This window comes from Candidatus Kurthia intestinigallinarum (assembly GCF_003991225.1).
Taxonomy (GTDB): Bacteria; Bacillota; Bacilli; order Bacillales_A; family Planococcaceae; genus Kurthia; species Kurthia populi.
This window is the reverse complement of the sequence record NZ_JTFC01000210.1, coordinates 1-1,001: the sequence shown is the minus strand read 5'-3', so window position 1 is coordinate 1,001 and position 1,001 is coordinate 1. Positions and strand designations below refer to the sequence as shown.

The window sequence follows — 1,001 nt, the reverse complement described above, 5'->3', positions numbered from 1 at the left end:
CGATTTCAAAAGCTCTTCTAAACGATTTTCATAAGATGCACGAATACGATCGTTTTCAGCCTGAAGCTCTGTGATACGAGCATTGTATGTATCAAGCTGAGCCTGTAATTTCTCCTGGTATTCACGTTCAGCCTTTACGATAGCACGCTCTAATGCAAGCTCATGGCGTTCTTGTAGAAGGGCAGTTGCTTGTTCAGCCTTCGCTTTTTCCTCTGCTAATGCTTTTTCAAGTTCAGTGGCTTTCGCTTCATTCGCTTTTGCTTCATTTGTAGCAGTCGTTAATGCCTGTTCAAGTTGTTGCTTTTCAGTAGCAGCAGCTGTGAGTAGTGCCTCTTTTTCTTCGGCAAATGCCACCTTCAGTTGTTCATTTTCCTCTGCATAGCCTTGATACTTCGTTACCAGTCCTGTTAATGAATCATTTTTCTCCTTATACTCTGCGATAAGGAGTTGGCTGTTTTCAGTCGAAAGGCGACCTTCCTCTAGCTGTTTTGCTTGCTCTACTTGAACTGCCGTAAGTTCTTGTTTTTCCGCTTGAAGGGTCTGAACAGTTTGTTTTGTTTGATGTAATTTTTCTTGTAGCTCTAGCATTAGTTGTTCTTTCTTTTCAAGTTGCTCTGATACTTCACGTACAGCATGATCTTTAAAATAAATAGACTGTTGCACCATTCCCACTACTAATTCATAAATACGTGTCGTATGAAGTTCAAGCTCTGTTAAGTTACGTGAGTATTCAGGGGCGTTTGTTTGTAGTGCTTTGACCTCGTAATTAGCTAGAGCGTTTTGAAACCATTCTTTTGATGAAAGTCCACTTGTTTCAATTAAGAATTTTGCACGTTCGTAATCTTCATCGCTTACTTTAAAACCAAATGTTTTATCTGCCATTTGAATTCCTCCAAGTTAACTAAAAGTTATTGATATATTAAAGGTTAACTGGTTAACCTTATTAAATTAGTAATTCTCTAAATTATTCTATTTACCTCTTTATTTCTGAATTTTAGACA

At 37.9% G+C, this 1,001-nt stretch carries 1 protein-coding gene; it reads right to left on the bottom strand.

The genetic code is table 11. The annotated features are described in order from the left end of the window. Nucleotides 1-882: hypothetical protein (locus QI30_RS19890; RefSeq protein ID WP_148113927.1), on the bottom strand; the 882-nt coding region annotated here is incomplete at its 3' end. Nucleotides 883-1,001: the final 119 nt, after the last annotated feature.